This is a genomic window from Xanthomonas albilineans (assembly GCF_002939705.1).
Classification (GTDB): Bacteria; Pseudomonadota; Gammaproteobacteria; order Xanthomonadales; family Xanthomonadaceae; genus Xanthomonas_A; species Xanthomonas_A albilineans.
Genome location: NZ_MDCB01000005.1, coordinates 175951 through 201466 on the forward strand (window position 1 = coordinate 175951; position 25516 = coordinate 201466).

At 60.0% G+C, this 25516-nt stretch carries 18 protein-coding genes and 2 pseudogenes; 15 read left to right on the plus strand and 5 right to left on the minus strand.

Features of this window, described 5'->3' with window-relative positions:
* Positions 1–67: 67 nt before the first annotated feature.
* From XalbCFBP2523_RS17400 to XalbCFBP2523_RS06825, 9 genes and pseudogenes are all read left to right on the plus strand, one after another.
* Positions 68–187, plus strand: a pseudogene (locus tag XalbCFBP2523_RS17400) (IS5/IS1182 family transposase); the annotation flags it as partial.
* Positions 188–978: 791 nt separating this feature from the next.
* The gene (locus tag XalbCFBP2523_RS06790) at positions 979–1671 is read left to right on the plus strand and encodes a nicotianamine synthase family protein (protein ID WP_158250774.1); all 693 of its coding nucleotides are present in this window, start codon (positions 979–981) and stop codon (positions 1669–1671) included.
* 231 nt (positions 1672–1902) lie between these two features.
* Entirely contained in the window at positions 1903–2742 is an 840-nt protein-coding gene (locus XalbCFBP2523_RS06795) for a nicotianamine synthase family protein (protein ID WP_080928145.1), read from the plus strand.
* Positions 2735–4006, plus strand: coding sequence for an ATP-grasp domain-containing protein (locus XalbCFBP2523_RS06800; RefSeq protein WP_045766181.1), 1272 nt, complete (start codon positions 2735–2737; stop codon positions 4004–4006). Before XalbCFBP2523_RS06795 ends, XalbCFBP2523_RS06800 begins: the two co-directional genes overlap by 8 nt.
* A 67-nt stretch (positions 4007–4073) precedes the next feature.
* Positions 4074–5546 (plus strand): efflux transporter outer membrane subunit, encoded by a 1473-nt coding sequence (locus XalbCFBP2523_RS06805; protein WP_045766180.1) that lies wholly within the window; start codon positions 4074–4076, stop codon positions 5544–5546.
* 59 nt (positions 5547–5605) lie between these two features.
* On the plus strand, positions 5606–6886 hold the full coding sequence (locus tag XalbCFBP2523_RS06810; protein WP_158250776.1) for an MFS transporter: 1281 nt from the start codon (positions 5606–5608) through the stop codon (positions 6884–6886).
* Positions 6883–7989 carry an efflux RND transporter periplasmic adaptor subunit gene (locus XalbCFBP2523_RS06815; protein WP_045766178.1) on the plus strand — a complete coding sequence of 369 codons (1107 nt, stop codon included), beginning with the start codon at positions 6883–6885 and terminating at the stop codon, positions 7987–7989. The genes XalbCFBP2523_RS06810 and XalbCFBP2523_RS06815 overlap by 4 nt, the downstream gene beginning before the upstream one ends.
* A gap of 24 nt (positions 7990–8013) precedes the next feature.
* The gene (locus XalbCFBP2523_RS06820) at positions 8014–11070 is read left to right on the plus strand and encodes an efflux RND transporter permease subunit (RefSeq protein ID WP_045766177.1); all 3057 of its coding nucleotides are present in this window, start codon (positions 8014–8016) and stop codon (positions 11068–11070) included.
* Between the two features lie 280 nt (positions 11071–11350).
* Positions 11351–11632: pseudogene (locus tag XalbCFBP2523_RS06825) on the plus strand (integrase core domain-containing protein); the annotation flags it as partial.
* Positions 11633–11651: 19 nt separating this feature from the next.
* Here the strand turns inward: XalbCFBP2523_RS06825 and XalbCFBP2523_RS06830 are convergent.
* The gene (locus tag XalbCFBP2523_RS06830; RefSeq protein ID WP_045766176.1) at positions 11652–12386 is read right to left on the minus strand and encodes an SIMPL domain-containing protein; all 735 of its coding nucleotides are present in this window, start codon (positions 12384–12386) and stop codon (positions 11652–11654) included.
* Positions 12387–12518: 132 nt separating this feature from the next.
* Here XalbCFBP2523_RS06830 and XalbCFBP2523_RS06835 point away from each other — a divergent pair, with 132 nt between their 5' ends.
* From XalbCFBP2523_RS06835 to tldD, 4 genes are all read left to right on the plus strand, one after another.
* A complete protein-coding gene (locus XalbCFBP2523_RS06835; protein WP_045766175.1) occupies positions 12519–13085 on the plus strand; it encodes a Maf family nucleotide pyrophosphatase in 567 nt (188 codons plus the stop codon).
* Positions 13085–14575 carry a ribonuclease G gene (gene rng / locus XalbCFBP2523_RS06840; RefSeq protein WP_012916934.1) on the plus strand — a complete coding sequence of 497 codons (1491 nt, stop codon included), beginning with the start codon at positions 13085–13087 and terminating at the stop codon, positions 14573–14575. Before XalbCFBP2523_RS06835 ends, rng begins: the two co-directional genes overlap by 1 nt.
* A 130-nt stretch (positions 14576–14705) precedes the next feature.
* Positions 14706–18578 (plus strand): YhdP family protein, encoded by a 3873-nt coding sequence (locus tag XalbCFBP2523_RS06845; protein WP_045766174.1) that lies wholly within the window; start codon positions 14706–14708, stop codon positions 18576–18578.
* A 55-nt stretch (positions 18579–18633) separates the two neighbouring features.
* The gene (tldD, locus tag XalbCFBP2523_RS06850; protein ID WP_045766173.1) at positions 18634–20076 is read left to right on the plus strand and encodes a metalloprotease TldD; all 1443 of its coding nucleotides are present in this window, start codon (positions 18634–18636) and stop codon (positions 20074–20076) included.
* Between the two features lie 164 nt (positions 20077–20240).
* Here tldD and yjgA read toward each other — a convergent pair whose 3' ends face one another.
* Positions 20241–20828, minus strand: a complete 588-nt coding sequence (gene yjgA, locus XalbCFBP2523_RS06855; RefSeq protein WP_045760949.1) for a ribosome biogenesis factor YjgA — start codon at positions 20826–20828, stop codon at positions 20241–20243.
* A gap of 97 nt (positions 20829–20925) precedes the next feature.
* Between yjgA and pmbA the strand changes: the two genes are divergently transcribed.
* Together pmbA and XalbCFBP2523_RS06865 are read left to right on the plus strand one after the other, a co-directional pair.
* Entirely contained in the window at positions 20926–22293 is a 1368-nt protein-coding gene (gene pmbA / locus XalbCFBP2523_RS06860) for a metalloprotease PmbA (RefSeq protein ID WP_045766172.1), read from the plus strand.
* A gap of 106 nt (positions 22294–22399) precedes the next feature.
* Positions 22400–22777: a DUF4870 domain-containing protein gene (locus XalbCFBP2523_RS06865; protein ID WP_012916929.1), complete on the plus strand. Its 378-nt coding sequence runs from the start codon at positions 22400–22402 to the stop codon at positions 22775–22777.
* Positions 22778–22981: 204 nt separating this feature from the next.
* Here XalbCFBP2523_RS06865 and XalbCFBP2523_RS06870 read toward each other — a convergent pair whose 3' ends face one another.
* Genes XalbCFBP2523_RS06870 through tilS form a run of 3 tightly spaced genes read right to left on the minus strand, consistent with a single transcriptional unit; the run spans position 22982 to position 25488 of the window.
* Positions 22982–23863, minus strand: coding sequence for a polyprenyl synthetase family protein (locus XalbCFBP2523_RS06870; protein ID WP_045766171.1), 882 nt, complete (start codon positions 23861–23863; stop codon positions 22982–22984).
* Positions 23853–24119: an exodeoxyribonuclease VII small subunit gene (locus XalbCFBP2523_RS06875; protein WP_012916927.1), complete on the minus strand. Its 267-nt coding sequence runs from the start codon at positions 24117–24119 to the stop codon at positions 23853–23855. The genes XalbCFBP2523_RS06870 and XalbCFBP2523_RS06875 overlap by 11 nt, the downstream gene beginning before the upstream one ends.
* Before the next feature lie 31 nt (positions 24120–24150).
* Positions 24151–25488 (minus strand): tRNA lysidine(34) synthetase TilS, encoded by a 1338-nt coding sequence (gene tilS, locus XalbCFBP2523_RS06880; RefSeq protein WP_407070984.1) that lies wholly within the window; start codon positions 25486–25488, stop codon positions 24151–24153.
* Positions 25489–25516: the final 28 nt, after the last annotated feature.

Genomic DNA, 25516 nt, shown 5'->3' on the forward strand with positions numbered 1-25516 from the left:
TCCAGACGTGTTGCCGTGCGATCCGAGTTCGCTCACGCGTTGGCGCCAGCGTCTAGGCGAGACGGGAATGGAAGAAATGCTGGCGCAGATGATCACCGCGGCCAAGGCGATGAAGGCGTTCGATGCGCGGGAATTGTCACGGGTGATCGTGGTGCAGGAGAAGGTGATCGCACATTCCACCGACAGCTGATTGTTGGAGATGGCCCGCCGCAAGCCGGTGCTGCTGTGCAAGCGGCATTGTGTGAAGTTGTCGCGGTGAGTCAGATTAAAAGTGCTGATGACACGGCAGAGTGCCGAGTCCGAAGGCGCGAAGCTGCATCTTGCAGATGGGGCCGCTATGCCCATGCCAAACAGTTCAAGCGGATGCGACGAGTGCTGTGTCGGCAGTGCAAGGTGTTGGGCCGGGTGATACGGGACATCGGGCGCCCCTACGATGGCGATAGGCTGGCCGAGTGACTGGAGCAGGCCAGCACGCTGATGCAGGACACGGATGCGCAGCCGCAGGTGGAAATCATGGGGTATCGAGGACGCGAGGTGGAGAGCGCGCAGATTCTGCCCATATTCTGTTTACATATGTAGACTCTTGCTTTGAATGGCATCCAGGCCATTGGAAAAGCTAAACGTTCGTAATAATAATGGCCCCACTCCTGCATTGCCACTACGTGTTAGACGAACTGGTTTAAGGCCGATAGTAACTGGTTTGTTGACATGTCACCGTTCTGCAGAAAGCAGTCGCTCATTGCCGCGTCGGGGTAGTTCTGAATCCTTGGGAAAACGGAGTGTCCTTATGCATGGCGAGGATCTGCTGGCGAGAGGGGGGGGGGCAGGGAAATGCTTGCAAATGAATCAGTGTTGCGGACCATATTGCGGTGCAATTCACCGCTGCAACAATTTATCTGCACTGTGGCCGATTTTCTAAATTCTCAGCGAAGCGAATCAGGCCATACGAGTGTGCAGTTCCATGAGCTTGATTTGCTAATGGAACATGTCGAATCGAGAATATTCTATGCCACTGAGGTGGATGAGCTTGTTTTTGGGCTGAGGCGCGAAACGCCACACGATAAAGTTTTGCAGGAGGCTTATTGTTTATGGGAGACCACTCTGGAACGAAATTTCGTATCCAGGCTATGTGGAGGATCTGCCACTGCGGTTTCAGATTATAGATTGGCTGGCCGTCTGCAACGCCTTGTGCGACGTGAAGTATCCATGCTGCGGACTCAGCCAGAAAGGATGCTTTTTATTGGATCGGGTCCACTCCCGTTAAGTGCTATATGGTTCAGTAGGATCCTTGACGTACATGTTGACGGGATTGACATCTCGAAGTCTGCGGTCGAGGAGTCGTCTACGCTCATCAAGGTGCTGGGGCTTGATCGATCCATTCGCATCATCCACCGAAATGCGGTTGATTACGATGTTTCAAATTATGACATGATTGTGATCGCGCTACTAGCGAAGCCGAAGCAATTGCTTTTAGATAACATAGCGCGTACTGCGCGAAGCGATTGCACTATCGTATGTCGTACATCCTTCGGTCTTCGTAGTTTGATTTATGAGCCTACATTTTTTTCTCCAGCGATTCTCGATAATTTCGACATAGAGGATATACGCTTAGTGAAAGGGGCTAGTGACGATACTGTGTCTTCTTTGAAGCTCAGTATCCGGAATTTATAAATGATCGCTGTTGAAAAATGGCATCGGAAAGGTGGATTATTTTAATTTAACTGTGTAACTATTTAGCCCCTATATTTTCTGATTCATGTGTAAAATTAATAAAGATAGATCAAGTTGCGAGGGTGCGGCATGAGGTGCCTCCGGCATGGTGTGAGAAAATTGATTGCCCTCATGTCAATGATTCAATAGCTGGGTAAGTGGCATTAAATAACACTCGGGAGTGAAATTATAATGTTGGATCATCTATCCATCGATAGCCATGTACAGCAACTGATATCAGCCTATAACGCTGTTTCATGTCACGAGCCATTAACTATCACTGACACCTCGATCGCAGACTTCTCCAATTTATGGCATCTCTGCCAAAGCCTTCGAAATAAAGAAATTGCTCATGCCGTATGTTCAGATGAGCGATTGAATGACATCAAGCCTAAATTACTAATGCTTTACGCCGAGTGGTGCTACTTACGAGAAATCCAAGCAGCACGGAATATCTTCGAATCCCAAGATGCGCAAAGTGCTTTTCGGACACTTTTTACTGATCTCCCACTTTATGAGCGCATCGTCGCTCTAGAGTATCAGGCCGTTCGCATATGTGCTGGACGCGACCTGAAAAATGCATTGATGATCGGCTCCGGTCCTGTCGGATCGACAGCTATGATTCTTCAAGGGCTAGGGCTTAATGTGGACTGCGTTGATATCAGTGCGGAGGCTACCGAAATATCACGTGAATTGATGCGGCGCCTTTCAATTGCAGTAGGTATGTGTCATATAACCAGCGACATACTTGAGTTGCGCGACCTTTCAAAGTACGATGTCATATGGCTCGCCGGCTTCGTCGGCGTGGCCGGCATGAAGCAAAAAGTCATTGAGCACTTAAGTATGCATGCTGCACCCGGCGCATTCTTGATCGTCCGCAGTGCTTCAACTCCTTGCAATATCTTATATACTGAAGTGCAACCGTGGGAGCTCGATTCTTTCGAGCGCTACATCTATCTTCAGCCACTGTCGTTCAACAATCACTCCTCCTACATCGTGCGGCAATACAACGAGCATACGGCCCATGGCTAGGCTGCTCATGCTTGATAGTTGGGTCTATGCAACAGGCATCACGGTTCCTCTCGCTATCCGTGAATTAGGCCACACTTATACGCTACTGACGCCCAATCCGTCGCGCTTCAAAAACAACCCGCTTGGCGATGGTATACACCCAGTGATCGCAGAAGCGGAGGCGGTTGTCGTGGCCAATGTCAACGACGATACCACCTTACTTGAAACTGCCCGCAGATTGCATGAACAAAGTCCATTCGACGCGGTAATCACTTCCTGCGATCACTACCTTATCGCCGCTGCACGAGTTGCCGAAACGCTGGAACTGCCGACGGTTGGCAGCAATGTAGTACGCACTACGCGGGACAAGTATTTGATGCGATTGGCGTCGTGTTCCGCGGGTGTACCTACTCCTCAATTTGGTGTTGCTGCTACACATCAGGAGGCTCTAGCCATAGCGCAACGAATCGGCTATCCGGTTGTAGTAAAACCAACGGATATGTCTGCCAGCGCATTCGTCGCACTCGCGATGACGGATGCCGAGCTGCTTAGCGCGACAGATGCCGTCACCTGCTATCGCCAGAACGCAAGAGGACAGGACCTCAATGCCGTCGCCTTGATAGAAGAGTTTCTAGATGGGCAGGAAGTCAGTGTCGAAACAGTGACGGTTAACGGAGCGACTCAGGTGATTGCTGTAACCGACAAATCGCTCTACAGCGACACATTGTTCATAGAAACCGGCCATATGGTTCCGGCGATACTGGATCCTGAAACCGTTCGTGCTGTCGGGGATCTTGCAGAAGCGGCGTTGCGTGCCGTGGGTTATTCTCATGGCGTGGCTCATACAGAAATAAAACTGACGTCCAGAGGTCCACGCGTTGTAGAGATAAATCCGCGAGTGGGCGGCAACTGGATTTCGGAGCTAGTGCGGATCACCGTCGGATTCGATCTCATCCAGGCGTTCGTCAAGCTATCGCTCGGCGCCACGGATCTAAGCGATTGCTTTCTCGCCCCAGTCGCACGTAGTGCGGCGATCCAGTTTTTGTTGCCTCCAAGCCCAGGCATTCTCGCAGGCATTTCTAACTGGGACGAAATCGTAAGTGACCCGTATGTACATAGGAGCCATTTGGATCCGTTCATGCGAGGTAAAAAGGTGGCAGCTCCAAAAAACAATGACAGCTATCTTGCACACGTGCTATGCATCGACCGGGCAGGAGTGGATGCGCGTGCCCACTGCGAGCGCCTTGTCGCGGCGATTGAACTCACCTACCTTGAAAGACACTAGCCCGCACGGCCGCTCCGAATCACAGCACATCTACGGCCCCAATCCGCATAGGCCTGGGCTAGGGACTATGTTGTGCCTGCGTGCCGCTGCGTGTTCCGTGGCGCTATGCGTGATCGCCGGATGCACATTGGGACCTAATTTCAAGTCTCCTGCACCTAACTATGGCGACATGATCAGTATACCCATCGAGCAGAATACGGCCTCGACAAAGATGATCGGGGGTGATGCCGAAGCGCTTCAGGTAGGTGGCGAAGTGGCAGGCCGATGGTGGGAGCTTTACCGATCTGCCGAACTGACATCTTTAGTAGAACAGGCAGTTCGAGATAATCCTGACTTACAAGCGGCGGGCGAAGCGCTAAATAGAGCAAAGCAACTTGAACTCGCTGAGGGAAGTAAGCGGCTGCCCGCTCTTGATGCAAATGTCTCACAGCAACGACGCCGCCATGCTCAGGCCGAAGACGGTGATGTAGGTCCGGCAAGCTATTATTCAATATCCAATGTGCATATTGGTGCAGTATATGATCTTGACCTATGGGGCGGCATACGCCGTTCTATCGAGGCAAGCGGTGCGCAGACTGACTACGCCCACTTCGAAATGGAAGCAGCCTACCTTGCACTGACCAGCAACGTTGTGACCACTGTTATCGAAAAAAGTGCTATCGACGAAAAGATCCGTATTCAACAGCATATAGTCGAAATTGATCAAAATTGGCTAGATATAATGGTCGCACAAGCCGGGCTTGGAACGAGCAGTGATTTCGATGTGGCACTTCAGCAGTCAACCCTTGCAAGATCTAAATCGGTCATGGAAACACTGCTAATGGATCGCGAACAGGTTCAACATAGACTGGCCGCGCTGATGGGCAAGCCGGTCAGCGCCGTTTCCGATATCTCGATTGATCTGGACACACTGCGACTTCCCAGGACGCTCCCAGTGACCTTGCCTTCCAAGTTAATTGAGCAGCGTCCTGACATCAAGGCAGCGGAAGCAGTGTTGCACGCACAGACCGCACTGGTGGGCGTTGCCGCTGCACAGCGCCTGCCTGATATCACGATCAGCGGACGGCTCGGCTCCGCTTCGCTAGATGCAACCACACTCTTCGGCCCAGGAAGCGGCCTCTGGTCGGTCTCTGCAGGCGTGACCCAGACGATCTTCGATGCTGGAAAACGCAGATACCGCCAGCGCGCCCAGGAAGCAGCAATGCGCGAAGCCGATGCACGCTGGCGAACAACTGTCGTTGAGGCATTCCACTCGTTGTCCGATGTGTTGTCAAGCCTGCAACACGATGCCGTCAAGCTTCAATTGGCAGCCAACGGCGAGATGGCTGCCCACCATGTCCAGATGCTATTGGAGCATCAACGTGAGCTTGGTAGTGTATCCGTATTAAAAGTCCTTGCCGCACAACAAACCTATCAAAACGCATCGCTCGAACTGGTCCAGGCACGAGCCCAACGCTTCGTCGATACCGTCGTTCTATACCGTGAACTCGGCGGCGGATGGTGGAACCGTGGTGATGTCGGCCAATACCCAGCACATTGAGGGCTGCATCGCACTGATGGGCAGTCAGAAAAATAATCTGAACGAAAGGAATGCTGACGATGCAGGCGCAAGCTTTGAATACAACAATGCCAATGTTAAAGCGAAAACGCTGGACATTTGCGACGGCGTTTACTGGTAATGCTGTCTACTTCTCTATCATCCCATTTCTAGCTCTATTTCTGGCCGACGTGTTGAGGCTGGAAGCTGGCGCGGTTGGTACGGTGCTTGCGATGAGAGCATTCGCCAGCCAAGCATTCACCTTGCCAGGTTCTTTGGTTGGGCGCCTTCTTGGCCCTAGGCCAACTCTCGCGCTGAGCTCCCTGCTCCGCGCTGTCGCGTATTTCCTATTGGCCAACGGTCACACGGAGATCATGTTAATAGCCGCCGTCCTTGTGATCGGAGTTGCATCGTCGATCACGACTGGCCTAAGTTCAGCGCTAGTCTCTGGGCGGGAGCGCGGGCTCAATGTACTTGCTTTCGCCAACCTCGCCACGTTCCGCAACGCTGGTGAGATCATTGGATTCCTCGTTGGAGGATGGCTCTGCCCGCGCTATTTCGAACAGATCTGCCTGGCTGCCTCGCTGATCTATTTGATCACAACTGCTTCATTTCTTCTGATTTTTAAGAAAGGTGATCTGAGCCTGGATGACCGGCGAGGGAAAGATGATCTGCCTGCAGGCATTCGGGTTTTCAGTCGGCGTTTTGTCGCCACATGCCTTGGTGTAGCACCCTATTCAGTTCTGGTGGCACAGCTCTACGTGGTAGTTCCACTCTTCATACTCTCTTCCCAGAACCGCGCCGACTTCCTTGGATTGGGTCTGAGCATTGCGGCGCTTGTTGGCGTGGTGGCCCAAGCATTGTTCAGCATGTACGGAGCGTCGATATACCTGAACAAGACTGTGACATCGTTGAGCTATTTGCTGATGGGATTTTCTTTCGTACTGCTTCCTCTTTGCTCTTACATCGGCCTGTCCGACTGGATTTCGTCGGTATGCTGTGGTGCCGTACTCACATTTGGAACGGTGTTCGCATATCCCTCCGCGATGTCGCATATCCGCGCATGCTCGAATGGCAGAGATACCGGACTTTACTTCGGGATTTACTACACATTGGCATCAGTATTGACCGCTATTGTCACAAAATGGCTGGTGGGCGTTGGTGTGCATACGGCAAAAGAGTGGGTTGTTTATGGTGCACTGATGCTCATCGCGCTGCTGGGAGCGGTCGCTGATTGGCTTCTTTCTTCTAAAGCTGATGTCGAGAAGATTGCCGTCCCCTCGCTGCCAGCCACAAATGCATTGATCCATGCAAGTACACCGGTTGAAATGGAGCGCTCATGATCGAAGGAGAGAGAAAGCTTCGGGCACCGCTGCAATCGTTGCGTTGGTGCATGATTGCGATTATTGCGATATGCATCATTGCACTTGCGGCATATAGATACCGCTCCGCCGTAAAAAGTCCAGCACCTGCATTGATCGGCTCGACGGAATTGCCGGTCATTGCCGGATCCAAGGTCATCTGCACGGATTGGCAGCGCCGCGAATCCTTTAGCGGAGTGGTGCGAGCAGCTCACAGGGCCGATCTTAGTAGCGATACCGCGGGCATCATCGAGGCTGTTCGCTTCGAATCTGGTGCATCCGTACAGACTGGCGAGATTCTTGTGCAGCTGCGCCTCAACGATGGGCCCGATGTTTTAGCTGAGAACCAAGCGGATTTGAAGCTTGCAGAGCAGAACATGTCTCGCGCCAGCGAACAACTACGTATCGGAGCAATTAGCCAAGAGCAATTCGACACTCTGCATCATGCCGCGGACGTAGCAAGAGCGCGCCTGGCTGCGCAAAGGGCACGAATCGGGCAACGCAGCGTGCGCGCACCCTTCGCCGGCACTCTAGGCATTCGGAAAGTGGATCCCGGTCAGTTCATTCAAGCAGGGGACGTCATTACCACCATAGATAGTAGAGAGCCTCTACTCTTCGATTTCTCCATACCTCAGTCGTTGCTTCCGTCACTCAGCGTAGGACAACGCGGCCACGTCGAGTTCGAAGGATATGCGGGCAGGCAATTCGATGTGGTGATAAGTTCGCTGCCGCCGATTGCAGACCCTCAAAGCCATAGCATTGCCGCGCGTGCGACGTTCGCAGGGGATATGCATGCACTTGCATCCGGAATGTTTGGGAGAATGCGACTTGATATTGAGAAATGGCACTCTGTCAAGACCGTACCGAGAGCTGCCATACTATCCAGCACACATGGCGACACGCTGTATCTATTGCGTACCATGGAAAAGGATACCGTCGCCCATCAAGTTCCGGTGTCAGTGAAAGCGGACGATGGCGACAGGGCGGTCGTCGAAGGACCGTTCAAATGCAGCGATAGGATTGTGGTCAATGGACAGATCAAGATCGAGGACGGCACTCATGTCGTTGTCGCACCTCATGAGTAGGTATTTCTCTTGTGGAGGTGGGGCATGAGGTCCGGATCCACACTGATTGCGTTGCTCACACGTGCCAGCACGGTATTCGCTATCGTGCTGGTGATCACGGCCTTCGGCATCCTGGCGATTGTCCGCCTTCCAGTACAGGCGTTCCCCACCATCAAGTACGCCACAATCAACATATCCACGGTCTACTACGGCGCCGATCCTGAAACCATAGAAGGGTTCCTCACCTCTCCACTGGAACAGGCAGTTTTGCCTGCAAAAGGCATCGATTTCGTCACATCTACAAGCAAGCAGGGCGAGTCCGAAATCGTTTTACACCTCACTCTCAATGCTAACCCGGTGGAGACGCTTGCACAGGTGCAGTCGCTCGTCAACGCCGTTCTTTCCAATTTACCGTCAGGCACGCAAAATCCCGCAATCGTCCTTGACCACGGCGACGAAAGTATCCTAGATCTTGCGCTAACCAGTACGACCGCGACCGGAACACAGATGTCCGAATACGCACAGCGCGTGCTGAAGCCTGAAATTGCCACGGTTCCAGGCGTCCGCTCCGTCGCTGTCAACGACAGCCTACCGCTGGCAATGCGCCTGAATCTTGATCCCTATAAAATGACAGCCTATGGACTCACCGCAGAGGTGGTTCGCGACAAGGTCGCGGGAAACAACTACGTGACAGGTGTCGGCACGATCGATGGAGATACGGTTTCAGTGCCGCTCACGATCGCCTCGGGGCTTGAGACAGTTGCCGAATTTAACAATCTTGTGGTTAAAGAAGTAAACGGATCTCCCATTCACCTTAGCGACATCGGGAGTGCAGAGATCGGCACCTCTCGCGACAAGTTTGCCGCTTACGCAGATGGCGTTCCCGGTGTATTCCTGGATGTTGTACCCAACGATGGCGCAAACATCATTAAAGTTGCCAAAGCGGTCAAGAGTAAGGTCTCTCTTCTGCAAAAAACACTACCGCCTGGCATTGCGTTGTCCGTGAACGAAGACGATACGGAGTTTACGCGCCATGCACTTCGCGAGGTATTGCATGCGCTTGCCGAGGCGCTTTTAGTCGTCAGTCTGATCGTCTTCGTAGCCTTGCGCAAAATACGATCCGCTTTGATTCCAGTAATCGCGGTGCCACTTGCGCTCTTGGGTAGCCTTTGGTGTCTAAATTTATTTGGCTACAGCATCAACGAACTCACATTGCTCGCGCTGGTGCTTTCTGTGGGATTGGTCGTAGACGATGCGATCATCGTCGTGGAACGGCACGAGCGTCACCTGGAATCAGGCCTATCGACTCACGACGCAGCGGATATGGCGGTATCCGAACTGCTTAGGCCTATCGTCTCTATGACCATCGTGCTGGCAGCGGCTTATCTTCCTATCGCGTTGCTGCCTGGAATCGCAGGCATCTTGTTCCGGGAGTTCGCCGTTACCCTCGTCACGTCGGTCTCGGTCTCCGCCCTGATCGCAGTCACTGTCAGTCCCTTGCTGTGCCGGTTTATTGTCAGGCGATCCACCCGCGCTGGCAGCACTGGTGGGTCCAGCCACTGGTACAAAGCGCGACGGGTATTTGACCGAATACAGGCCACGTCGTTGACGAATTACCGGTTGGTGAGCGTGTTCGGTGGTGCGCTAATTGTCGCGACCGTGTTTTTCTTCCTGGGGAGCCGACAGGAACTGGCCCCCCAGGAAGACCAGGGATACGTGCATCTTCGTGGGCATGCTACACCTGGAATGTCCTTTGCCGTATCCCGACAATTCGATCAGGATGTTTTAGCGAGCATAGCTCACTCCTCCTACTCTGGACACTCATGGAACTCAGTCACGCCAGCATCGATTAGAGGAGGGATTTCCTTGATCGACTGGGCATCACGTCCTTCCACAGCCGAGGTCATCGACCAGCTAAGGCAATCGCTGCATGGCATCACGGGATTTTCTTTCTCGCTATACCAGTCCGAGTCGCTCCCCACGGAAGACGGCGACCAGGTTGAGTTTGTCGTCGAAGGCGCGGGCGAACTTGGAGACCTGACCCAGGCTACCCAAGAAATTTTGGCAAAAATGAAAGCATCTGGCCTATTCGCTTATCTAGAGACCAATCAACAGCCTAGCCAGTCGAAAAGTCACATCGTTCTCGACCGGGCTAAGCTTGCCGACTTTAAACTGGATGTTCGACGTGTTTCCGATGCGCTCAGTTCCATGCTGAGTGGCAGCTACATCAATTATTTCAACTACCAGGGACGATCTTACAAGGTCATTTCAGCGGCCGATCCAGACTCCAGAAAGCTCAATCAGAACGTACTCGACTATCCTGTAGCCACAGTTAATGAGCAGCCCGTCCTATTGAGGGCTGTCGCCCATCTGGAGACGACGACTGGTCCAGACGTTCTACGCCATTTCCAAGGGCAGCGCGCCATCACTATTTCCGGTGAGTTGGCAAAAGGGGTATCCCGCGGACAGGTAGCGGATTATCTCGCAGGCATAACTAAAATTTTACCAAAGGACTATTCCTCGGATATCTCTGGCCCAATGCGCGAGTACACACGGAATCAAAAAGGTTATGCGATTATGCTTTTGCTGAGTATCGCAGTGGTTTACTTAACGCTAGCCTCTTTCTATAACAGCTTCACCGATCCAATCATCATTCTCGTATCGGTACCAACTTCGCTGTCAGGTGCGCTGTTCTTCGTATGGCTTGGCCTTGGCCAGCTTTCTGTGAATCTTTATACGGACGTCGGACTACTCACCTTGGTTGGCTTGATCAGCAAGCACGGTATCCTGCTAGTCGAAGTGGCGAACGAAAAGCAGGATTCTGGTCAATGCAAAAAAGACGCCATCCTTGCCGCCTTAAATATACGGCTTCGCCCAATTCTCATGACATCGGCGGCAATGATCATGGGATCATTGCCGTTATTGCTCATTGGAGGCCCTGGCTCAGCGGCGCGCTCGACGATTGGCTGCATCGTCATAGCAGGGCTTGGCATCGGAACTTTCCTAACCCTACTGGTCGTTCCAGCATTATATATGCTATTGGCAAAACCTCGTACAACGCGTGTGGAAAACGCCAGCACAGCGAGCGCCCTGTCAAGCTGATGTTGGCGAACTGAATCGCCTATGGCCCCGTAGATAGTCGGCCTTGAAAAATCGTCTGCATCAACTCCCAATCGCATGCAGCGTTGACCTGGCCGCCATCGAAGCCTGCATGATGGCGCGCAGCCAGACACGCAAAAACACGATCCACCGCATCAGCCAGCGCAGGTTGTCGCTCGCCGCCGCGCCGATCGCGTTCCGTGCATCGCCTTGCACATCCTTGAGCAAGCAGCGGTCCAGCCTGTCTGTCGACGCTTTCGCACGTTCAATGTCATCAACGACTGCATTGGCCGAGTGGGCTGAGCGCAAGAGCATCGCCCTGGACTTCATCGAGCCGGGACGTCCGATGCAAAACGGCTTGATTGAACGCTTCAACGGCAGCTACCGGCGCGGCGTCCTAGACATGCACATCTTCCGCACGTTGAGCGAAGTGCGCGAACAGACCGAATTCGTCTTGTTCATGGCTCCATCTTCTCAAGAGTTGGAGCCTCCCGAAATCCAGGGGCGGTTCAGTTCGGCATGCGGTCGACACTCGTGTCACTGCGTGTCTGCAGTCCCGATTTGACGTGCAATGAGACCGCCGCTTACTTGCCCAGTTCGAACACCACGTCCAGGCTGACCGAGACGCTGCTCTCGCCCGGTGCCACCGGTGTTTCTATCGCTGTATTCGTCGCCATCGCACGCATCATCGCCATCGGCGGGCGCACGCCGCCGCTGTTGCCCTCGGAGATGCTGACGATGCGGCGCACGCGCAGGCCCAGCGTTTTGGCGTAGTTCTGCGCGCGGGCTTGGGCTTTCTTCAGGGCGTCGCCGCGGGCCTGATCGTACAGCGGTTCCGGATTATCGATCTCGAAACTTGGGCCGTTGATCTGATTGGCGCCCTGCGCGGCCAGGGCGTCCAGCACTTTGCCCAGTTTGGCAATGTCGCGCACCTTCAGGTCGACCGAGTTGTTGGCCTGGTAATTGGGCTGTTTTGCTCGGTTCTGGGAGTACGTGTACTGCCGGTTGAGGCTGATGCCACTGGTCTGCACGTCCTTCTCGGGGATACCGGCGGCGTGGATCGCCGCCAGTACCTTGGTCATCTGTGCAGCGTTTTCGCGCATCGCTTTGCCGCTGTCGGTGGCCTCGGTGACCACACCGGCCGACAACCTGGCCACGTCCGGCGCGTGCTTGGCCTCGGCCTGCGAGGTGATGTTGAGCAGGGTGCCGTCGGCGGGCACGGCGTAGCCGGGTGTCGCCGGTTGAGCATGGGCGGTGATTGTCGTGCATCCCAGCGAGAGGGGCACAGCCAGCAGCAGGCGAAGGGGCAGGATGCGCATCGGTGTTCTCCTTGACGGATGGCGTGAGAGTGTGGCGGTGACGATGAACGCGTGATGATCTTTGTTGGAGTTGAGGCGATCGCTCCGCAATTGGCGATCGTTCAGTCAGCCCGGTCGGGTTATCCTTTGGACATGTTGTATCTCGCTTCCCGCTCTGCGCGCAGAAACGAACTGCTGACCCGCCTTGGTGCGACGTTTCGGATCCTCGACCTGGAGGTGCCGGAAGTGCGTGCGACCGGGGAGTCGGCGGAAGCATACGTGCGTCGCGTGGCGCTCGATAAGGCGTGTGCCGGGCTGGCGCAGCGGGCCGGCGAGGCCGATGCGGTGGTGCTCGGTGCCGACACCGAAGTGGTGCTGGGGGATCGTGTGTTCGGCAAGCCGGCTGACGCCGAAGATGCCGCGGCGATGCTGGCGGCGCTGTCCGGGCGCACCCACCAGGCGCTGACCGTGGTGGCGCTGGTCGGCGCCGGGCGCGAGGAACTGGTCTCGGTGCCGACCGCGGTCACTTTCGCGCCGTTGTCGGCGCGCGACATCGCCGATTACGTGGCCAGCGGTGAGCCGATGGGGTGTGCCGGTGCATACGCGATCCAGGGCGGCGCCGAACGTTTCGTCAGTCGCCTGGACGGTAGCTACTCGGCAGTGATGGGCCTACCGCTGCATCAAACCTTCCACCTGCTGCGTACCTTCGGAGTGCTGTGATGTCGCAAGAGATCCTGGTCAACGTCACGCCGCGCGAGACCCGGGTGGCCGTCATCGAGAACGGCATGTTGCAGGAGCTGCACATCGAGCGCGGTTGGCGGCGCGGCGTGGTGGGCAACATCTACAAGGGCCAGGTGCAGCGGGTCATGCCGGGCATGCAGGCGGCCTTCGTCGAGGTGGGGCTGGAGCGCGCGGCGTTCCTGCACGCCAACGACGTGGTGCGACCGGCGCCAGTCTGCAATGGCGACACCGACGAAACACCGCCGCTGCCAGTCTCGGCCGCGGTACCGATCATGGAATTGCTGCGCGACGGCCAGGAGATCGTGGTGCAAGTGGTCAAGGATCCGATTGGCAGCAAGGGCGCGCGGCTGACCACGCAGATCAGCATCCCCTCGCGTTATCTGGTGCTGCTGCCGCAGTCGCGGGTGATCGGGGTGTCGGCGCGGATCGAGGACGAGGCCGAACGGCTGCGGCTCAAGACCATGGTCGCCGATCTGGCGGCCAGCCATGGGGGCTTCGGCTACATCATCCGCACCAATGCCGAGGGGCAACCGGCCGAGGCGTTGGCCGAAGACATCGCCTATCTGTCGCGGGTCTGGAACGTGGTCGAGCGACGCGGTCGCGATGGCGCCCCGGCCAGCATCATCTACGAGGATCTGAGCCTGCCGTTACGCGCGGTACGCGACCTGATCCGCAAGGACGTGGAAAAGGTCAAGGTCGATTCGCACGACACCTTCGAGCGTTTGCAGGCCTTCGTCGCCAAATACATGCCGGTGTTGGCCGAGCGCTTGGAGTTATACACCGGCGACCGCCCGATCTTCGACCTGTATGGGGTCGAGGACGAGATCGCACGTGCGTTGGACAAGCAGGTGCCGTTGAAGTCCGGTGGCTACCTGGTCATCGATCAGACCGAAGCGATGACCACCATCGACGTCAATACCGGCTCGTTCCTGGGCCAGCGCAACCTCGAAGAAACGGTGTTTCGCACCAACCTGGAGGCGGCGCAAGCAGTGGCGCGGCAATTACGTCTGCGCAATCTCGGTGGCATCATCATCATCGACTTCATCGACATGAGCGATGCCGAGCATCGCCGTCAGGTGCTGCGCACGCTGGAAAAAGCGCTGTCGCGCGATCATGCCAAGACCACGGTCTACGATTTCTCGCCGCTGGGGCTGGTGGAGATGACCCGCAAGCGCACGGTGGAAAGCCTGGAGCGGCAACTGTCCGAGCCATGTCCGCAATGCGGCGGGCGCGGCTCGATCAAGACCGCCGAGACGGTGACCTACGAAATCTTCCGCGAGATCACCCGCGCGGTACGCCAGTTCGATGCTGCAAGGCTGTTGGTCATCGCCTCGACCAAGGTGGTGGCGCGGATCACCGACGAGGAATCCTCGGCGGTAGCCGAAATGGAGGAGTTCCTCGGCAAGACCATCCGCTTCCAGGCCGACGAGCAGTATCTCCAAGAGCAATTCGACGTGGTGTTGCTGTGATGCAGCCGGGGCCGAGGGGCCGGGTCCCGAGACCTGGCAGGCCAGAGCACTGTGTGGTGTTCGTGCATTGGCGTCGTGGTGGTGTCTTGGCGCTGATGGGGCCTGGACAGGTCCCCGGCCCAGGCTGCTGATGCACACACCGTTGCGTCGCCGCTTGCGTCTGGCACGCCGTTTCGCGTTCTACGCGGTGGCGATTGGGCTGGTGTGTGTCGCCCTGGTGGTTGGTGCGTTGAGCCAGGCGTTGCCGTTGGTGCAACGGCACCCGCAGCAGGTCGCCGCGTGGCTGAGCGCACGTGCCGGTCAACCCATCCGTTTCGATCGGCTGGAGACCGCCTGGACCCGGCGTGGCCCGCTGTTGCGTCTGGATGGCTTGCGCATCGGTGGTGGCGACGGCGTGCGTATCGGCCAGGCCGAGATCCTCGTGTCCATGTATACCGGTATGTTGCCCGGTCGCTCGTTCACCGAGTTGCGCCTGCGCGGGCTGGCGTTGAACTTGCTGCGCGCCGACGACGGCAACTGGTCGGTGCAGGGCTTGCCGACCTCCGGGCAGGGGGGCGATCCGCTGGATAGCTTACAAGGCTTGGGCGAATTGCAGTTGATCGGTGGGCGCCTGGCGGTAAGTGCGCCGAGTCTGGACGTTACGGTGCAAGTGCCGAAGATCGACATGCGTCTGCGCGTCAACGGCGATCGCCTGCGCGTGGGCGTGCAAAGCTGGGGCGATATGCATCAGCCGCCACTGACTGCGGTGCTGAACATTGATCGCCAACGCGGCAGCGGTGGCCTCTATGTCGCTGTGCGGCCGATGAACCTGTCGGTCTGGTCGGGTCTGCTGCATGTCGCTGGAATCCAAGTGCAGGGCGGCGCCGGCGAAATCCAGGCGTGGCTGCAACTACAGCAGTATCGCGTTGCCGGTCTGACGGTGCAGGCCGCGTTGCGCGACCTGCGCCTGCGTGGCGCGGCGCTGGCCGATGGACGCACGCGACCGCAACTGCTGTTCACCACGCTGCGGACAACAGCGCGGTGGCGCCAGATCGACGGCGCCGGCGGCTGGCGCCTGGATGTGCCGAAATTGCAGATCGATCAGGCCGGCCTGCCGCCGCAGCGCCTGGATGGGTTCACGCTCGCCATCGGGCGCCGTTTCTCCGTGCTGGGCGATCATCTCGATGTCGCACCGCTGATTGCCATGGCCGCGCTCAGCGACCGCCTGTCGCCAGGTCTGCGGAGCTGGTTGCAGATCGCGCGGCCGCACGCGCAACTGACCCAGGTCGCGTTGACCGGAACGCCGGGTGGTCCGTTGTACGGACAGGGCCAACTGACGGAGTTGGCGTTTGCACCGGCCGGCCAGTCTCCGGGCGTCAGCGGTCTGCGCGGTCGCTTCGAAGGCGACGCGCAGGGTGGCCAGCTGGTGCTGGATGCCAGCAGCCCGGTACGCGTGGACTGGCCCAGTGGGTTTGGCGTGGTTCACCAAGTGCAACTGGCTGGTCGCATCGTGGCCTTTCGCGATCACGATGGCCTGCGCGTGGCGACCCCGGGCCTGCGCGTGCAGGGCACCGACTACGGCGCCGACGTGCGCGGTGGGCTGTGCTTTCAGCACGACGGTTCGCGACCGTGGATCGATCTGGCCGCCGATGTCCAAGATGCGCCGGTGGTGGTGGCGAAGAAGTTCTGGGTCCATTCGAAGATGAGCAAGGCCCTCACCGATTGGCTGGATGCCGCGCTGCAGGGCGGGCGCGTGCACGATGGACACGTGCTGATTTCGGGCGATCTCGACGACTGGCCCTTTGTCGAGCACGACGGCCGCTTCGAGGCGACCGCGCAGCTGCAGGACGCTAAAGTACGCTTTCACGAAGACTGGCCGGCTGTAGAGCATGTGGATGCCAGTGTCGCCTTCATCGGCAACGGCTTCGAGGTGCATGGTCGCGGCATGATGGGCGGTGTGCCGGTGGAGCAAATGTCGGCGACTCTGCCCGATTACAGGGAAGGCCAGCTCAGCGTGCTGGCCAACACCCGTGCCGACACCGGCATGCTGCTGGCGATGTTGCGGCAGAGTCCGCTGCGCCTACATTACGGTGACACCCTCGACGGGCTCAGCGCGTCGGGGCCGGCCGATGTCAGCTTCGACCTGCTGCAACCCTTGCGTAGCGATGTCGTTACCCGTCATCTGCGCGGCACGGTGGACTTGCTCGGCGCGCACATCGCCGACAAACGCTGGGACGTGGTCTTCGACGACATGCACGGCAGCGCCACCTACAGCGATACCGGTTTTGCCGCGCAAAAGCTGAGCGTGGTCCACGACGGCCGCTCGGCCGAACTGGCGCTGCGCGCCGGCGATGGTGTGCTGGATCCGCAACAGGCGTTTGAGGCCGCGCTGGGCGCATCGCTGGATGTGGACGAATTGCTTGATCGGGTGCCGGAGATGGCCTGGCTCAAGCCCTATGTGCAAGGACGCTCGCGCTGGGACATCGGCGTCGGTCTGCCCAAGACCACTGATGGCGGGGCGCAGCCGCCGACCCGGCTGCAACTGCATTCGGATCTGGTCGGCACGCAGTTGCTGATGCCGGCGCCGATGGACAAGGATGCGGCGATGCCGCTGGCAACCTCGGTCAACGTGCCGTTGCCGGTCGGCAGTGGGCGCATCGAAGTGGCCTTCGGCAAGTTGATGGCCCTGGCTGCGCGCAGCCAGGGCGGCAAGACCGGGGTCAGGGTGGTGATGGGTAGCGACCACGTCACCGACGAGCCGCCAAGCAGCGGTCTTGTGGTGAGCGGGCATACTGCGGCCCTGAACGCGATTGACTGGATCAGCTTGGTCAGTCGTCCAGATCCGACAGCGGCCGCCGTTCCTGGTGGCGAAGACCCGCTGCCGTTACGCTCGATCGACTTGCTTGCCGATCACCTTCTGTTGCTTGGTGGGGTGTTCGACAACACGCGCATGTATCTGCAGCCCCGGGCCAACAGCATCGACGTGCGGCTGGATGGTCCGGCGCTGTCCGGCGAACTGAGCGTGCCGAGCAAGGACGGCGGTGTCATCGGTGGCCGTTTGGCGCGTGTGTATTGGCGTACGGCGGCCTCGCCTGCGTCGACGGCGGACGCTAAAGCGCCCGAAGTTCAGGCCGGGCACCTTGCCGACAGCATGGACCCGGCCACGATCCCGGCGCTGGCGTTGGATGTGGATGATCTTCGCTTCGGTGCGCTGAGTTTCGGTGCGGCTTCGCTGCGCACGCGCAAGCTGGCAGATGGCATGCAGGTGGACCAATTGCACCTGCGCTCGGACCAACAGCAGATCGACATCAGTGGCGATTGGCGTGGCAAGGGCGCGGCGGCGCATACTCAACTAAGTGCCCACGTGGAGAGTCAGGATCTGGGGGCGCTGATGCAGAGCCTGGATTTCGGCGGCCAGTTGCGCGGTGGCGAGGGGCGCTTGAATCTGCGCGCGGCCTGGCCGGGCAATCCGGACGCGGTGCAGTTGGCCGCATTGCAGGGCCAGCTCGACGTGGCCGTGCGCAATGGCCAGTTGCTGGAGTTGAATCCCGGGGCCGGGCGCGTGCTCGGCTTGCTCAGCCTGGCGCAGTTGCCGCGCCGGCTGATGTTCGATTTTCGCGATTTCTTTTCCAAGGGGTTCGCGTTCAATCGCATCGACGGTCAGGTCCGCTTCGGCGATGGCCTCGCGCACAGCGACGGCATGGTCATCGACGGACCCGCAGCGGAGATCAAGATCCGCGGCCAGGCGGACCTGCGCGCGCAGCAGTTCGACCAGACCATCGACGTCAATCCCAAGTCCGGCAACCTGTTGACCGTGGTCGGCGCGGTGGCTGGCGGCCCGCTCGGCGCGGCGGTTGGCGCGGCTGCCAATGCGGTGCTGAGCAAGCCGCTGGACATGATTGGTGCACGGACCTACCGCGTCACCGGGCCGTGGAAAGACCCGAAGGTGGAGGTGATCGCGCGCGAATCCGCGCGTCCCCCCGCTCCGGTCAATGTTCCGCCCGTGTCCTCCGTCCCACCGTGACGCGCGGTGCTTCGCGCCGCTTGCGCTCCGCACTTCTGTACCCCATGTTGAGACCATGAACGACCACACCCTCCAGCTCGCCGAAACCCGTCTGTTGCTTCCCGCCGGCCTCGATGCCTCCAGCCTGGAGCGTGCCTTCGGCACGTTGCTCGGCCCTGGTGTGGATTTCGGCGATCTGTATTTCCAACATTCGCGCCGCGAGAACTGGAGCGTGGAGGATGGCATCGTCAAGGATGGCGCGCACTCCATCGAACAGGGGGTGGGCGTGCGCGCGATCTCCGGCGAGAAGACCGGTTTCGCCTATTCCGACGACATCCACCACGATGCGCTGCTGGTCGCGGCGCGGTCGGCGCGTGCCATCTCACGCGATGGCGGTGCGCAGGCGACGCAGGCGCTGCAACGCGGTGGCGCGCGCATGTTGTACCCGGCGCTGGATCCGGTGGATAGCATGGACCATGCGCGCAAGCTCGAATTGTTGCGGCACCTGGACCAGTTCGTGCGCGCCGCCGATCCGCGGGTACAGCAGGTCATGGTGAGCCTGACCGGTAGCGTGGACACGGTGCTGGTGGCGCGTAGCGACGGCGTCCTCGCCGCCGACGTGCGTCCATTGGTACGACTGAACGTGCAGGTGATCGTCGAGCAGCAAGGGCGCCGCGAATCCGGCTATGCCGGCGGTGGTGGTCGCTACGACTATGCGGTGCTGTTCGCCGATGGTCGTCCGGAAGCCTATGCCAAGGAAGCCCTGCGCCAGGCGTTGGTGAACCTGGAGGCGGTGCCGGCGCCGGCTGGGGTGATGCAGGTGGTGCTGGGGCCTGGATGGCCCGGCGTGCTGCTGCACGAGGCGGTCGGACACGGGCTGGAGGGCGATTTCAATCGCAAAGGCACCAGCGTCTATGCCGGTCGCATCGGCCAGCGCGTGGCCTCGCCGGGCGTGAGCATCGTCGACGACGGGACCCTGGATGGCCGTCGCGGCTCGTTGAACGTGGACGACGAAGGTACCCAGACTCACTGCACTTCGTTGATCGAGGATGGCGTGTTGGTCGGTTATATGCAGGACACGTTGAATGCGCGGCTGATGGGCGTGACGCCGACCGGGAATGGCCGCCGCGAATCGTTCGCGCATCTGCCGATGCCGCGCATGACCAACACCTATATGCGCGCTGGTCAGCACGATCCACAGGAAATGATTCGGTCGGTGAAGAAGGGCCTGTATGCGGTGAACTTCGGCGGTGGTCAGGTCGATATCACCAGCGGTAAATACGTGTTCTCGGCCACCGAGGCCTACCTGATCGAGGACGGCAAAATCACTGCGCCGGTCAAGGGCGCGACGCTGATCGGCAACGGCCCGGAAACCATGCAGAAAGTCAGCATGATCGGCAACGATTTGGCCCTGGACGAAGGTGTCGGCGTATGCGGCAAGGATGGACAGAGCGTGCCGGTGGGCGTGGGCCAGCCGTCGTTGCTGATCGATGGTCTGACCGTGGGCGGGACGGCGTAGAGGGCGTGATGCACGTTGCGGTGAACTGCCCTGTCGTAGGTGGCGTGTCGGGACCGGCTGCGCTGCTCACGCGCTCTGTGTTGGCCGCGCGCGGGGTTTTGGCGCACACGCGTGTGCGCCGCCGTTGCCGCGCAGGTTGGCGCCGTCTTGGCCGACGTCGTGGTTCAGCGGTCTGCGTCGTCTTCGACGTTCTCGTCCGTGGTTGTACTTTCCGCGTCGCTGGTGTCGGTTCCCGCGCCAAGCATCAGTTCGCGCAACTCCCGGAACAATTCGCGGTACGCATGCGGCGGTTTGTTTTTCAGCCGTTCTTCCTTGGCGTTGCGCAGCAACTGACGCAGTCGTTGCCGGTCGGCGTCGGGGTACTCTGCGAGCAGCGCGGACAGGGCCGCGTCGCCGTCGGCGAGCAGGCGCGTGCGCCAGTCTTCGACCCGGTGCATGGCGGCCACCTCGCGGCGTGCGCTGTCGCTGTTCACGTCCATCGCCTCGCGGATCGACTCCAGCACCGCATCGTCCTCGCGGCGCATCTGCTTGGCCAGGAACGCCAGTTGGCGTTTATGCGCGATGTGCGAGGTGATGCGCCTGGCCTCGGCGATATGCGCCAGCAGCGATTCGGGTACCGGCAATCTGGCCAGTTGCGCCGGGGTCAGGGCCACCAGTTTCTCGCCCAGGCTCAGTACTTCCAGCGCCTCGCGGCGCTGCTGGCTGCGGCTTTCGCCGCGGAATTCACCGGTGTCTTCGTCGCGTCCGCGCATGGTCGTGCTACTCGGTCAGTCTGCAACATCACATCTAAACGTCCGGCCATGGAGGCCAGGACCGCTGCGAAAGGATTCGCATGACAAGGATAAAGCATTGAACGCGATCTCCCCCGACGTGTACCACGATGACAGCCAGCAGCGTCTGGAGCGTCTGTCCGACATTGCCGAGCGCTTGCTGGCACGCGCACGCGCGCTTGGCGCCAGCCAGGCCGAAGTCAGTTGCAGCGAAGACCGCGGCATCGATGTCAACGTGCGTATGGGCGCGGTGGAAACTGTAGAGTCTACGCGCGACCGCGGCATTGGCGTCACCGTGTATTTTGGCCAGCGCAAGGGCAGCGCTAGTACGGCAGATTTGCACGACGCCAGCCTGGAGGCGACCGTCGCCCAGGCTTGCGCCATCGCCCGCTATACCGAGGACGACGCCGCCGCCGGTCTGGCCGACGCAGCCTTGATGGCGCGCGAAATGCCTGACCTCGATCGCTGGCATCCATGGGCGCTGCAGGCGGAGGAAGCGATCGAGCTGGCGCTGGCATGCGAGGCCGCCGGACGCGATGCCGATCCGCGGATCAGCAATTCCGATGGCGCCTCGGTTGGCAGCAGCGAGAGCCTGTCGGTGTACGCCAATTCACATGGTTTCGTCGGTTGCGAGCGTAGCACCCACCATGCGATCAGTTGCGCGCTGATCGCCGGGCAGGGGGACGGCATGCAGCGCGATGGTTGGTACAGCAGCACGCTGGCGCGCGAGGAACTGGAGCGGCCGGCAGCGATCGGTCGCCGTGCCGCGGAGCGGACCGTGGCGCGTCTGCAGCCGCGTTCGCTGCCCACCGGTGAGGTACCGGTGCTGTTCGCGCCGGAGATGGCGCGTTCGCTGATTGGATATCTGCTGGGAGCGGTGTCCGGCGGCGCGTTGTACCGTCGCGCCAGCTTTCTGCTCGACAGTGCGGGGACGCGCTTGTTTCCGGAGTGGTTCGCGATCGACGAATTGCCGCATCTGCGTCGCGGCCTGCGCTCGGCGTTCTTCGACAGCGACGGTGTGGCCACCCGCCAGGCGCCGCTGGTGAGCGGCGGTGTGCTGCAGCGCTACGTGTTGGGTAGCTATTCGGCGCGCAGGCTCGGCTTGCAGACCACCGCCAACGCTGGTGGCGTGCATAACCTCAAGGTCGCGGCCAATGCGGCGGATCTGGCTACGATCATCGCCGGGATCCCGCGCGGTCTGTTGGTTACCGATCTGATGGGCAATGGCGTCAACCTGGTGACGGGCGACTATTCGCGCGGCGCGGGTGGCTTCTGGATCGAGAACGGCGCCATCGCCTATCCGGTGGATGAAGTCACCATTGCCGGTAACCTGCGACAGATGTTCCAGCGTATCGAGGCGGTGGGCGCCGACATCGACGTGCGCTCGCATCTCCACATCGGCGCAACCTTGATCGGCGCGATGACCGTGGCCGGCGCCGCATCCTGATTGCGCTGTATTCTGGGCGACGCAGGCATGGCTTGACGAGCCTGTTGCCGTCGAGAGTCAGGGCTTGGCGTTTTGTCCGCTTCACCAACGATGGAAATGAAGACCGATGAGCGAATTCGACAACATGACCGCCCCACCGCCGCCGCCGACTTCGTCAGGGTCGAAGGACGATCGCACCATCGCCTTGATGATCCATCTGTCTGGCATCTTCGTCAGCTTCGTCGTCCCGCTGATCGTCTGGCTGCTTTATAAGGACACCCCTGGCAAGGCGTTCCTCAGCGACCAGGCCAAGGAAGCGTTGAATTTCCAGATCACCATCGCCATCGGCTACCTCATTTGCAGCGTGTTCATCATCATTTTGATTGGTCTCGTGGGCATGAAGATCCTGTGGGTGCTGAATCTGGTGTTTTGCATCCTCGCCGCCATCAAGGCCAATGAAGGCGTCGCTTACCGTTATCCGTTCGCGCTGCGGTTGATCAAGTAGCCCGCAATTGCTGCGCTCGCGAAAAGGCACGGCGTTCGACGGGCCTTTTTTGTTGCCTTGGGTAAAGGTGGGCGAGGTCGGTTGGCTTGCGTATCGGCGTGCCTGGAGCAGTAGTGCATGCGGCATGGCCATGGTGATGCCTACGTTTCGCCGTGCGCGTGTGGGCGGCGGCGCGCATGCTGCGGACGGGAAGGCGTAGGCGATTCAGTGCGCGCGATCCACCGCCAGTTGTGCCAACGCCGCCAGTGGGTCGGCATGCGCGCCGTAATCGTGCAGGCTATCGCGCATGGTGTGCGCCAGTTCGGCGAGCTTGGCCTTGGCCCCATCCATGCCTAGCAGCGCCGGATAGGTCGATTTGGCCTGGGTCGCGTCCTTCCCGGCAGTTTTGCCGAGTTGTTCGGAGCTGGCCTCCACGTCGAGGATATCGTCGCGGATCTGAAAAGCCAGACCCAGCGCGCTGGCGAAGGCATCCAGGTGATCCAGTGCGGCGTGGTCGGCGCCGCCGCCCAATGCGCCCAGGCGCACGCTGGCGCGGATCAGGGCGCCGGTCTTCAAGGCGTGCATGCGTTGCAGGTCTGCCAGCGGTTGCACGATGCCGGTGGCATCGATGTCCAGGGCTTGGCCGCCGCACATGCCGGCCGCACCCGTAGCTTCAGCTAGGGTTTGCAGCCACTGGACACGCAGTGTCGCATCGGCGGCATCGGCCTTGGCCAGCAGTTCGAACGCCAGGCTCTGCAGTGCATCCCCGGCGAGGATCGCGGTGGCCTCGTCGAAGGCGATATGCACCGTGGGTTGGCCACGTCGCAGTGCATCGTCGTCCATGGCTGGCAAATCGTCGTGGACCAGCGAGTAGGCATGGATCAGTTCCACCGCCAGTGCCGGCGCATCCAGGCGCGCCGGGTCGGTGCCGAACAGGGCGCCGCTGGCGTAGACCAGCAGCGGGCGCATGCGCTTGCCGCCGCCGAGAGTGGCGTGGCGCATTGCCGCGTGCAGGCGCTGTGGCGCTTGTGCGATTGCAGGCAGGTGCGCGTCCAGGCCGGCTTCGACCCGTTGGCGCCAGCGTGCGAAGACGGCCTCACCCGCCATGGGGCGGGGTGGGATCGAACGGTTCGGCGCTGTCGGGCTGCTCTGGGTCGCTGAGCAGGCGCACACGCAATTCGGCCTGTTCCAGTGCCTGCTGACATTGCCGGTACAGGCCGACGCCGCGTTCGTAGGCGCTGAGCGACTGTTCCAGACTCAGGTCGCCTGCTTCCATTTTCTCGACCAGCACTTCCAGTTCTTCGAGCGACTGCTCGAAGCGGGCGATCGGGGAGGCATCGTCGTGTTGTGGCTTCTTGGGCATCGCGAAAGTGTGCGCGGCGCCGGGGACACGGTCAATGCGCAGCGTCGGGTGCGTGGTCGTCCAGCACCAGACGTGCGTCGCGCGCCTGCAGCCAGGTCTGCAGCGGCGCTGCGAGCAACGTTGGGCCGGCCGCCAGTAACTGTTCTGCGTCGAACAGAAGTGGCATGCGTGCACGCTGCCAGGGTGGCACCGCATGGGCCTGCAGCAGATGTTTGAGCGTCTGCGAATGGCTGCGCCCGGGCAACTGTAGGCGCTCGCCGCCACGCCGTTGTTTTACCAGCAGCGGTGTGTCGAAGCCGAGTGGCGTGGTGGCCTGTAGCCGTAACTGGCGGCCATCGGGCAGGCGCAGCGGTGCGCGTCCGTCCCAATGGGTTTGCCAGTCGGCAGGCCACGATGGTGGATCGCATTCGGCATACAGCGCTTCGCGCCAACTGCGCACATGGGCACCATGCCAGGCGAATTCGGCGGCGGCGTCGGCGCGCGGGTACAGCAGCGTGCGCTCGATCGCCGCCAGGCCCGCCGCTGGCAGTGGCGGCAGGCCTGCGTCGCTGATCCAGCGCCGCAGCACGCGTGCGCGGCGCGCGCTGGGAAGTGCGCGTAGCGGCGGCAGCGGCAGCGCTGTGCCTGGCGCATACTGCCAGGCGTTCAGCGTCGCCTGATCGTCCGCATCCAGCAGGGTCGCGGCTTCGGCGCACAGCTGCGCGCTGCGGGCGAGTGCGGCGTCGGCGTGTGGCCAGCGCTGGCGTAGTAATGGCAGCACCCGCAGGCGCAAGAAATTGCGGTCGAAGTCGGGATCTGCATTGCTGGGGTCGTCGATCCAGCGCAGTGCGTGCTGTTGCGCGTAGGCATGCAGTGCGCTGCGCGGCAGTGTCAGCAACGGTCGCCACAGTTTGCCGTCGGCGAAACCGGACAGGGGCTGCATCGCGGCCAGGCCGTCCGGGCCGGAGGCGCGCAGTGCGCGTAGCAGGAAGGTTTCGGCCTGGTCGTCGCGATGCTGGGCCAGTGCCAGCCACTCGCCATGCGCCAGCACCTGGGCAAACGCCGCGCGCCGCGCCTGCCGTGCCGCCGCTTCCAGGCCATCGCCGCGATCGCGTGGTACCTGTACGCGTAGTACCTGCAGCGGTACTGCCAGGGCCACGCTCATCTGTTGGCAGTGCATCGCCCAAGCGTCGGCATCGGGGTGCAGACCGTGATGCACGTGCACGGCGCGCAGGCCGCGCTGGCGATAGTGCGGTTGCTGCGCCAGTGCGTGCAGCAGTACCGTCGAATCCAGGCCGCCACTGAAACCTAGCAGCACTGGCGCCGGTGCTGGATTGGGTAAGGCGTCGGCGAGTGCGAATAGCGGTGTGGTGGGCATGCGCGAATTCATCGTGCCACTGTAGACCCAAGCGAGCGTG

Coding starts and splice junctions, on each gene's coding strand:
- XalbCFBP2523_RS06790 (WP_158250774.1), top strand. CDS start 979: ATGGAACATGTCGAATCGAGAATATTCTATGCCACTGAGGTGGATGAG.
- XalbCFBP2523_RS06795 (WP_080928145.1), top strand. CDS start 1,903: ATGTTGGATCATCTATCCATCGATAGCCATGTACAGCAACTGATATCA.
- XalbCFBP2523_RS06800 (WP_045766181.1), top strand. CDS start 2,735: ATGGCTAGGCTGCTCATGCTTGATAGTTGGGTCTATGCAACAGGCATC.
- XalbCFBP2523_RS06805 (WP_045766180.1), top strand. CDS start 4,074: ATGTTGTGCCTGCGTGCCGCTGCGTGTTCCGTGGCGCTATGCGTGATC.
- XalbCFBP2523_RS06810 (WP_158250776.1), top strand. CDS start 5,606: ATGCAGGCGCAAGCTTTGAATACAACAATGCCAATGTTAAAGCGAAAA.
- XalbCFBP2523_RS06815 (WP_045766178.1), top strand. CDS start 6,883: ATGATCGAAGGAGAGAGAAAGCTTCGGGCACCGCTGCAATCGTTGCGT.
- XalbCFBP2523_RS06820 (WP_045766177.1), top strand. CDS start 8,014: ATGAGGTCCGGATCCACACTGATTGCGTTGCTCACACGTGCCAGCACG.
- XalbCFBP2523_RS06830 (WP_045766176.1), bottom strand. CDS start 12,386: ATGCGCATCCTGCCCCTTCGCCTGCTGCTGGCTGTGCCCCTCTCGCTG.
- XalbCFBP2523_RS06835 (WP_045766175.1), top strand. CDS start 12,519: ATGTTGTATCTCGCTTCCCGCTCTGCGCGCAGAAACGAACTGCTGACC.
- rng (WP_012916934.1), top strand. CDS start 13,085: ATGTCGCAAGAGATCCTGGTCAACGTCACGCCGCGCGAGACCCGGGTG.
- XalbCFBP2523_RS06845 (WP_045766174.1), top strand. CDS start 14,706: ATGCACACACCGTTGCGTCGCCGCTTGCGTCTGGCACGCCGTTTCGCG.
- tldD (WP_045766173.1), top strand. CDS start 18,634: ATGAACGACCACACCCTCCAGCTCGCCGAAACCCGTCTGTTGCTTCCC.
- yjgA (WP_045760949.1), bottom strand. CDS start 20,828: ATGCGCGGACGCGACGAAGACACCGGTGAATTCCGCGGCGAAAGCCGC.
- XalbCFBP2523_RS06865 (WP_012916929.1), top strand. CDS start 22,400: ATGAGCGAATTCGACAACATGACCGCCCCACCGCCGCCGCCGACTTCG.
- XalbCFBP2523_RS06870 (WP_045766171.1), bottom strand. CDS start 23,863: ATGGCGGGTGAGGCCGTCTTCGCACGCTGGCGCCAACGGGTCGAAGCC.
- XalbCFBP2523_RS06875 (WP_012916927.1), bottom strand. CDS start 24,119: ATGCCCAAGAAGCCACAACACGACGATGCCTCCCCGATCGCCCGCTTC.
- tilS (WP_407070984.1), bottom strand. CDS start 25,488: ATGAATTCGCGCATGCCCACCACACCGCTATTCGCACTCGCCGACGCC.